This window comes from Nocardia wallacei (assembly GCF_029868745.1).
Lineage (GTDB): Bacteria > Actinomycetota > Actinomycetes > Mycobacteriales > Mycobacteriaceae > Nocardia > Nocardia wallacei_B.
This window is the reverse complement of the sequence record NZ_JARWOP010000230.1, coordinates 1-8,416: the sequence shown is the minus strand read 5'-3', so window position 1 is coordinate 8,416 and position 8,416 is coordinate 1. Positions and strand designations below refer to the sequence as shown.

8 protein-coding genes and 2 pseudogenes are annotated in these 8,416 nt (G+C 68.0%); 7 read left to right on the top strand and 3 right to left on the bottom strand.

All coding sequences use genetic code 11. From position 1 onward, the window contains the following. From QH470_RS19525 to map, 3 genes and pseudogenes are all read left to right on the top strand, one after another. Positions 1–649: pseudogene (locus QH470_RS19525) on the top strand (SecY family transport protein); the annotation flags it as partial. Further along, a complete protein-coding gene (locus QH470_RS19520) occupies positions 646–1,191 on the top strand; it encodes an adenylate kinase (RefSeq protein WP_187686719.1) in 546 nt (181 codons plus the stop codon). The pseudogene QH470_RS19525 and the gene QH470_RS19520, both read left to right, overlap by 4 nt. A 5-nt stretch (positions 1,192–1,196) precedes the next feature. Further along, positions 1,197–1,997 (top strand): type I methionyl aminopeptidase, encoded by an 801-nt coding sequence (gene map / locus QH470_RS19515; protein WP_280273826.1) that lies wholly within the window; start codon positions 1,197–1,199, stop codon positions 1,995–1,997. A 79-nt stretch (positions 1,998–2,076) separates the two neighbouring features. Here the strand turns inward: map and QH470_RS19510 are convergent, their stop codons facing one another. Continuing rightward, positions 2,077–2,295: a hypothetical protein gene (locus tag QH470_RS19510; RefSeq protein ID WP_280273825.1), complete on the bottom strand. Its 219-nt coding sequence runs from the start codon at positions 2,293–2,295 to the stop codon at positions 2,077–2,079. Positions 2,296–2,618: 323 nt separating this feature from the next. Here QH470_RS19510 and QH470_RS19505 point away from each other — a divergent pair, with 323 nt between their 5' ends. Both QH470_RS19505 and QH470_RS19500 read left to right on the top strand, forming a co-directional pair. Next, positions 2,619–3,398: a WXG100-like domain-containing protein gene (locus tag QH470_RS19505; protein WP_483243941.1), complete on the top strand. Its 780-nt coding sequence runs from the start codon at positions 2,619–2,621 to the stop codon at positions 3,396–3,398. Between the two features lie 540 nt (positions 3,399–3,938). Beyond that, positions 3,939–4,238, top strand: coding sequence for a type VII secretion target (locus tag QH470_RS19500; RefSeq protein WP_280273823.1), 300 nt, complete (start codon positions 3,939–3,941; stop codon positions 4,236–4,238). Positions 4,239–4,269: 31 nt separating this feature from the next. On the opposite strand, the gene dtd is transcribed toward QH470_RS19500, so the two are convergent. Continuing rightward, on the bottom strand, positions 4,270–4,713 hold the full coding sequence (dtd, locus tag QH470_RS19495) for a D-aminoacyl-tRNA deacylase (RefSeq protein ID WP_280273822.1): 444 nt from the start codon (positions 4,711–4,713) through the stop codon (positions 4,270–4,272). A gap of 353 nt (positions 4,714–5,066) precedes the next feature. Here dtd and QH470_RS19490 point away from each other — a divergent pair. Continuing rightward, positions 5,067–5,507: pseudogene (locus tag QH470_RS19490) on the top strand (ESX secretion-associated protein EspG); the annotation flags it as partial. Positions 5,508–5,511: 4 nt separating this feature from the next. On the opposite strand, the gene QH470_RS19485 reads toward QH470_RS19490, so the two are convergent. Continuing rightward, positions 5,512–6,285, bottom strand: coding sequence for a MerR family transcriptional regulator (locus QH470_RS19485; RefSeq protein WP_280273821.1), 774 nt, complete (start codon positions 6,283–6,285; stop codon positions 5,512–5,514). A gap of 316 nt (positions 6,286–6,601) precedes the next feature. On the opposite strand from QH470_RS19485, the gene QH470_RS19480 reads away from it, so the two are divergent. Beyond that, a complete protein-coding gene (locus QH470_RS19480) occupies positions 6,602–8,167 on the top strand; it encodes an amino acid permease (protein ID WP_280273820.1) in 1,566 nt (521 codons plus the stop codon). Positions 8,168–8,416: the final 249 nt, after the last annotated feature.

Sequence of the window (8,416 nt, the reverse complement as noted above, 5' to 3'; positions counted from 1 at the left end):
CGCGTTCCTGGTGATCGTGGCGGTGATCTTCGTCGAGCAGGGCCAGCGCCGGATTCCGGTGCAGTACGCCAAGCGCGTGGTGGGCCGCAAGATGTACGGCGGCTCCTCGACGTATCTGCCGTTGAAGGTCAACCAGGCCGGGGTGATTCCGGTGATCTTCGCGTCCTCGCTGCTGTACCTGCCGAACCTGGTCTCGCAGCTGACCCAGTCCAATGCCACCGATCCCAGCTGGTGGCAGAAGACCATTCAGCAATATCTCGTGGACCCGACCAACTGGGCCTACATCACGATCTATTTCGCGCTGATCGTGTTCTTCACCTATTTCTACGTCGCGATCACCTTCAACCCGGAGGAACGCGCAGACGAGATGAAGAAGTTCGGCGGCTTCATTCCCGGATATCGGCCGGGTAAGCCGACCGCCGACTACTTGAACTTCGTCCTGAGCCGGATCACCCTCCCCGGTTCGATCTATCTGGGTGCCGTGGCCGTCCTGCCGAACCTGTTCCTCAACATGGGCAATTCGAGTGGTTTGCAGAACCTGCCGTTCGGTGGCACCGCCGTCCTGATCGTCGTGAGTGTCGGCCTCGATACGGTCAAACAGATCGAGAGCCAGCTGATGAACAGAAATTACGAAGGGTTCCTCAAGTGAGACTCGTACTGCTCGGACCGCCGGGTGCCGGCAAGGGCACGCAGGCCGAACTGCTGTCGGACAAGCTGGGTGTGCCGCACATCTCCACGGGGAATCTGTTCCGTGCGAATATCTCGCAGGAGACCCCGCTGGGCCGCGAGGCGCAGAAGTATCTGGACGCCGGGAACCTGGTACCCAGCGACGTGACCAACCGCATGGTCGAGGCGCGCATCGCCGAACCGGACGCCGCGAACGGCTTCGTGCTCGACGGCTACCCGCGCACGGTCGACCAGGCCGAGGCACTCGAGAAGATGCTCAAGGAATCCGGTCGCGAGTTGGACGCCGTGCTGTGCTTCGTGGTGGCCGAGGACGTCGTGGTGCAGCGCATGCTCAGCCGCGGACGCAACGACGACACCGAAGAGGTCATCCGCAACCGGCTGCGGGTGTACCGCGAGGAGACCGAACCGCTGCTGCAGCACTACGACGGCCAGGTCGTCTCGGTCGACGGCATCGGCGAGATCGAAGAGGTCAATACTCGCGCGCTCCGCGCCCTGGGTCGCTGACGCGAATGGTCTTCGGACTCAAGCAGAAGAAGGTGGTGCCCTTCCGCACCGCCGGTGAACTGGACGCCATGGCCGCGGCCGGCGCCGTCGTGGGCAAGGCGCTGGTCGCCGTGCGCGCGACGGCGCAGCCCGGCGTCTCGACGCTGGAGCTGGACCGGGTCGCCGAGCAGGTGATCCGCGACGCCGGTGCGGTCCCGTCGTTCAAGGGGTACCACGGCTTCCCGGCCTCGATCTGCGCATCGGTGAACGACCGTGTGGTGCATGGGATTCCGTCGAAGGACGAGGTACTCGCCCCCGGCGATCTGGTGTCCATCGACTGCGGCGCGATCCTCGACGGCTGGCACGGCGACTCGGCGTGGACGTTCGGTGTCGGCGAGATCATCGAGGCCGATCGGCTGCTGAGCGAGGCGACGAAGCTGTCGATGGAGGCGGGGATCGCCGCCATGCTGCCGGGCAATCGGCTCACCGACGTGTCGCACGCCATCGAACTCGGTACCCGCGCGGCCGAGCAGGAGCACGGTCGTGCTTACGGCATCGTCGACGGTTACGGCGGGCACGGTATCGGCCGGCAGATGCACATGGATCCGTTCCTGGCCAACGAGGGGGCACCGGGCAAGGGGCCGAAGCTCGTGGTCGGCTCGGTGCTGGCGATCGAGCCGATGCTCACCCTGGGTACCACCCAGACCCGCGTCCTCGACGACGACTGGACCGTGGTGACCGAGGACGGCAGCCGCGCCGCGCACTGGGAGCACACGGTCGCCGTCACCGAGGACGGACCCCGAATCCTCACCCTCCGTACGGAATAGGTCCCGGGGGACGGTGACGGATCAAGGCGCTGCCGCGCAGGGGAATTCCGCGCTTTCGACGCAGTGAGGTAGCGGCTGGTCACTCCCGCATGTCGGCGTGCGGACGATGCTCGGTCATGGTGGTCAGTGGCACGATGCCGTTCCAGCCGCACGGGCGGTCGCAGGAGGCGACCACGGTATTGCTGTTCCGCAGTGTCGCCGAAGCCGTTGCGGGATAGCCGCATTCGGGGCACTTGCCGAAGAAGTCGAGAATTTCCCGCAGGTCCGATGCTGCGGTGAGGTGGCGGTGTTTGCGCATGTTGGGTTTTCTCCTGGGCCCGGGCGGGCTGCGTTCTCAGACGTGAGTCGAGGCCGACACTATCGACACCGCTGACGCGGCACGGCCCATCGGATTCGCCCTGTGTTTCTCACAACGATCGCCGGTGGATTTCCCTGCGCGCCACAGCCGGCGCCGCCGGGTCGTTGCCCGATGAACCGTGGGTTGTCTTGTCGAATTCGCTTGCGTGCCACCGACAATTCAACGACATGCGATGTGGTGTGAGGTGCCCCCGTGTCGAGGAGGTCGCAATGCGGGTCGAGAGGACACAGCCGGACGGCGCGGACGAGTACCGATGACACTCGATCTGCCCCGAGGGGCTACGGTGGCTGGCCTGGGTCGCGGGAACGACCTGGCCCGACGGTGACGAGGATGCCGCCTGGGCGGTATCGGCCGCGTGGAAGACGGCCTCCGAGGATCTGCGAGCGCTCCTGACCATGGTCGACGAGGCCAAGCGCGCCACCGAGCAGGCCTACTCCGACGGTGAGGCCGCGGTCGCGATGGGGCAGCGGTTCGACGCCCTGCGCACCGGCGACCAATCGCTCGAATCGCTGGCCGAACTGCTGCAGACGATCTCCGATTCGGCGTTCGACATGGGTACCCAGTTGCAGGGCATCAAGATCACGGTCATCGTCTCGCTGGCGGCCCTGGCGCTGGAGATCATCTGGGCGTGGCTGTTTCCGCCCACGGCGCCGGCGGTGGAGGCGGCGGCCATCTCGTCCACCCGATCGTTCCTGCGGGTGTTCGAGGACGTCGTGCAGAACGCCATCACCAAGCTGGCCTCGAAACTCGGTGCGCCCGCGACCAAGCAGTACTTCTGGAAGTCGATCGCGCAGGGTCGGCTGGTTGCTCCCTCGGCGAAGGGCTGGGGCGTGTACGGCGTGAAATTCACCGAGGCGGCGGCGATTTCGATGGCCATCGACGGTTCGGTGCAGCTGGGCCAGATGGCGGACGGGAAGCGGCGGCACTTCAATGGGAAGCAGTTCGGGCTCTCTGTGCTCGCCTCGGTCGCCGGGACGCTGCCGTCGCGTGAGTTCGCCCGGTATCTGGCCGGGGCATCGACAATGTCGCCGCCAAGCAGTTGAACAACGCGCCGGGCCGCATCGGGCGGGGCGCGTTCATCGGAGCCTCGTCGGGAATCGTGAGCACGGCGATGGGCAACGTGGCCGTGGGCGCCGCGACCGGGGACTGGACCGCGTTCTCTTCCGGACCCGGTTGGGTGGGCGGCGCCGCCCGCGGTGCCATGGTCGGCGGCGCCCGCGGCGGTTTCGCGAAAAACCCCATGGCGCACCACCGGATTCGACCACCCCGGGGAACTCGGCGCGGCCGCCGGGCGGGACCGTGCCTAACGACGGGACGGGGCAACCGGGTGGTGGCGGGCATCGGTCCGAGGAGCCGTTTCTCGGGCAGGGGAAGGATATGCGGGCCAAGACGAGGTCGAGTTTTTCCGGAATGGGAGGCGCTGCCGGGGTCTTTCGATGCGCCCGACGCGCCGGAGTGGGGCGAATGGCTACCGCCGGGCGCCTATCCGGCCTCGGAGGATCCCGGAACCGGTGGCGGTGGGGATACCGATACGCCTTTCACATTGGGGAACTGATCACGATGCCGAGTGAGGTGAGCTAGTCATGGCGGACCGGATCGAGGTCGATCCCGAGAAGTTGAAGGCGGCCGCGCAGATCACGCAGGACCTGGCGGATCGGTTGCGCGGCACGCTGTCGGGCTCGGAGTCCGACGCCGGGAACCGTCCGTGGGGCGACGATTCCATGGGCAAGAAGTTCTCCGAGGGCGACAAGGGCTACAAGGGAGCGCGGAAGAACCTGCTGGACGGCACCGATGCGATGGCGGCGACGCTGCACGACTTCGCCGAGGGTCAGCGCAACGCGGCCGCCGTCATGCACGGCGTGGACGGGCAGTCGGGCAGCTAGTTCGGCGGCTCGAATGCGTCCTGAGCCGGTCTCACGCCTCCAGCAGAATGGTCACCGGTCCGTCGTTGACCAGCTCGATCCGCATATGTGCGCCGAAACGTCCGGTGGCGACAGTGGCCCCGAGCGCCTGGAGGTCTGCGGCGAAGGCGTCGACCAGCGGTTCGGCGACCGCTCCCGGCGCGGCGGCCGACCAGGAAGGGCGGCGGCCCTTGGCGGTGTCGGCGTAGAGCGTGAACTGGCTGACCACCAGGATCGGCGCGGCCAGGTCGGCCGCGGAGCGCTCGCCGTCGAGGATGCGCAACCGGAACAGCTTGTCCGCCAGCGTCTTCGCGGTCGCGGGGGTGTCGTCGTGGGCGACACCGACCAGCGCGAGCAGGCCGTGGGGCGCGCCGGTAGCGGCCGGGTCGATGCGCCCGACGACCTCGTCGTCGACGGTGACCTGGGCCGATGTCACTCGCTGCACGAGTACTCGCATGGTCGTGATCATCGCAGACCCGGCCGGGCGGACGTGCGGCCGGTCGGGAGCACACGCCGCGCGGGCGGGTATCGCAGAGGAGGTCCGGATGCCGAATGAGCGTCTGCAGGAAGACGCGGCGACCCTGCTGGACGGCCTGGACCAGCAACTGCGCGGGATAGCCGAGTTCCAGCGCCGGCGCGCGCAGCTCACGGCGTCGGTCGCCGCGTGCGAGAAGCGCATCCGGGTGACGGTGAACGCCGACGGCCTGCTGATCCACACCGAATTCGCCGACGACATCGCCGATCTGACCTACGACGAGATCGCCGCGGCGATGACCCGGGGAAACACTTTGGCACAGTGGCGGTTTCACGGTCGAGGAGTGCGATCCCCGCGCACTCGGCGAGGTCGTGATCGGGCAGTTGCCGCGGACCGGGCCGGGCGTGCAACCGGATCTGGTGGTGCATGCCGCCGCGCCCGCACCCGGCTACGAGCCGGCCGGATCGATGGTGTCCGACGACGACGAGCCGGAGGACGACGATTCCGCCCGCAGCGCAGCGTTTTTCGGCACTCCCGCGACGGCCACGGGCATCGTCGAGGTGCTGCAGGGCCGTTCCAAGTTCGGCCCCCGCGGACGCGCCGAATCCGGCGTGCTGTGGCGTGATCTCCCCGACGACGGCCGCTATGTGATGCCGCTGGACGACCCCGCCCCGGTGGCCACCGGGATGAGCGCCGGGCGCCTCACCGCGTGGGTGGACCGGGAGATCGAACGCATCCTGACCCGGATGGAGCAGCGCCGCGATTCCGCCGAGTGAGCGGTCAGCGTCCGCCTGCGGGTTCGGGCCGGTCGGGACGTGGATCGTCCAGGTCCCTGGTGATGTGCTCGAGGTACCGCGAGATGAACTGATCGACCAGTTCGGCGGACACCCGGCCGGGCAGGGTGCGGGCGGTGGCCAGCTGCTCGGTGAACTCGGCGACGTCGTGCGGGGTGCGGCCGGACTGCCGGAACGCCGCCGCCGCGGTGTGCTCGAACAGGTCGACGAAGCGCCGGGCGATGTGGTCGCAGTCGGCGCGCAGCCGGTCGAGTTCGTCGAGGACGGCGGCCTCGTCCACGCCCGACGCGGCCAGCTGATCGGCGAACCGGACCAGCTGGGGGTCGCGTTCGCGATAAGTGGTGGCGTCGAACGGTTCGTACAGGCCCGCCGCTACGACGCGGGCCAAGCCGTTCGGCACATCGCGGTAGCGCTCCATGAGTTCGGTCGCCGCGATGGTCCGCTCGCCCGGGGGCTGCGCCCGCGCCTGTTCGCCGCCCGGCGGGCCGTCCTCCAGCGAGACGCCGAGGACCGCGCCCAGGTCGTCGCCGCGGTCCCAGGCGTCGAGCAACTCGCGGATGCCGCTCAGCTTGATGCCGCGGTCCATGAGCCGGCTGATGATGCGCACCCGGTTGAGGTGCTGCGGACCGTAGAACCCGGTTCGGCCCTTCAAGCGCGGCGGCGGCAGCAGGCCGCGCTCCTGATAGGCCCGCAGGCTGCGCACGGTCATGCCGGACTCGCGCGCCAGCTCGTCGATCGTGAACTCCGCACCCGATGCCATCTATCAAGGAAACCACACCGAAACCCGGTTCTCGCCCTGGGAAGTGGCACATAGGGGCTTTCAGGGGACATTGACGAGCCTGATGTTGGTCGGTCCGGACACATTGCTGACCGATTGCTGTGCCTGAGTGTTGCTTCGGAGTGCCGGGTATCCTCCCCGCTCTGAGGCGGTTCGGGCAATCGGAAGGCAACCGGCAAGGGATGGCTGCCGGGTTTCCGCGTCGTTACAAAATTCCGTCCAACGTTGTATGTGCCATCGGATACAGGTATGTTCCATTACCTGATGGTATGATTGGCATCACATGGAAGGTCCCGTTATGACCACCGTTCAACCCCACCCAGACGCGCAGGCAGGTGCCGCGAGCGCGCTGGAGGCCGAGGACGCGGGCTATCACAAAGCGCTGCGTCCACGGCAATTGCAGATGATCGCGATCGGCGGCGCGATCGGTACCGGGCTGTTCCTCGGCGCGGGCGGTCGGTTGAAGGAAGCCGGCGCTGGGCTGTTCATCGCCTACGCGGTCTGCGGCATCTTCGTCTTCTTCATCCTGCGCGCCCTCGGTGAGCTGGTGCTGCATCGCCCGTCCTCGGGTTCGTTCGTCTCCTACGCCCGTGAGTTCTACGGCGAGAAGCTGGCCTTCGGCGTCGGCTGGATGTACTTCTTCCACTGGTGTATGACCGGCATCGTCGACATCACCGCCATCGCCACCTACGTGCACTACTGGAGTGCGTTCAAGGCGATTCCGCAGTGGAGCATCGCGCTGGTCGCGCTGGCGATCGTGGTGAGCATCAACATGGTGTCGGTGCGCTGGTTCGGCGAGATGGAGTTCTGGGCCGCGCTGATCAAGGTGGTCGCCCTGGTGACCTTCCTGATCGTCGGCACCGTCTTCCTCGCCGGTCGTTTCACGATCGACGGCGCCCAGACGGGCATCAGCGTGATCAGCGATCACGGCGGCCTGTTCCCGAACGGCCTGCTGCCACTGGTGTTGGCGACCACCGGCGTCGTATTCGCCTACGCCGCGGTGGAATTGATCGGCACGGCCGCCGGTGAGGCGGAGAACCCCGAGAAGATCATGCCCCGTGCGATCAACTCGGTCATCGCCCGTATCGCGCTGTTCTACGTCGGTTCGCTGGTGCTGCTGGCGCTGCTGCTGCCCTACACCTCCTTCAAGTCCGGCGAGAGCCCGTTCGTCAGCTTCTTCGCCCGGCTCGGCGTGGACGGTGCGGGCACCGTGATGAACCTGGTCGTGCTGACCGCGGCCTTCTCCAGCCTGAACGCCGGTCTGTACTCGACCGGCCGCATCCTGCGCTCGATGTCGATGAACGGCAGCGCTCCCAGCTTGGCGTCGCGGATGTCCAAGCAGGGCGTGCCCTACGTGGGCATTCTCGCCACCGGCACGATCGCGCTGGCCGGCGTGGGGCTCAACGCGCTGGTGCCGGAGAAGGCGTTCGAGATCGTGCTGAACATGTCGGCGCTGGGCACCATCACGGCCTGGGCGGCGATCCTGATCTGCCAGATGAAGATGGTGAAGTGGGCGAAGGAGGGCCGCCTCGAGCGTCCGTCCTTCCGGCTGATCGGCGCGCCGTACACCAACTACTCGGCGCTGATCTTCATGGCGATCGTCGTCGGGCTCATGCTGTTCGGCGAGGACGACACGCAGCGCGGCGCCGTCATCGCGATGGGCGTGCTCATGGTGCCGCTGCTGGTCGGCGGCTGGTTCCTGGCTCGTGGCCGGGTGCTCCAGGTGGCGTCGCTGCGCCAGGGTTACACCGGCCAGTTCCCGGTGGTCGCGGAGCGGCCGCTGGAGCACCGCGAGGATCGCGCCGGCAACGCATCCGCGGCGAGCACCGACGCCGCCGACCCTGATGAGGCAGAATCGCCCTGATGCCCGTCGGTCCCGACCCCCTGTGACGCCAATAGGGACCGACCCCGGTCGCGGGGCGGGGGGGGGGGGCGCCCGCGCCCCGGGGGGGGGGGGGGGTGGGGGGGGGGGGGCGGGGGGGGGGCCCGCCGTCGCCCCCCCGGGGGGGGGGGGCCCCCCCCGGCGACGGCACCCGACACGGCCATAGCTCCCAGGACGGCCAGCGCGCCGGCTCCGACGATGATCTCCATGAGGATGTGCATAACTCCACCG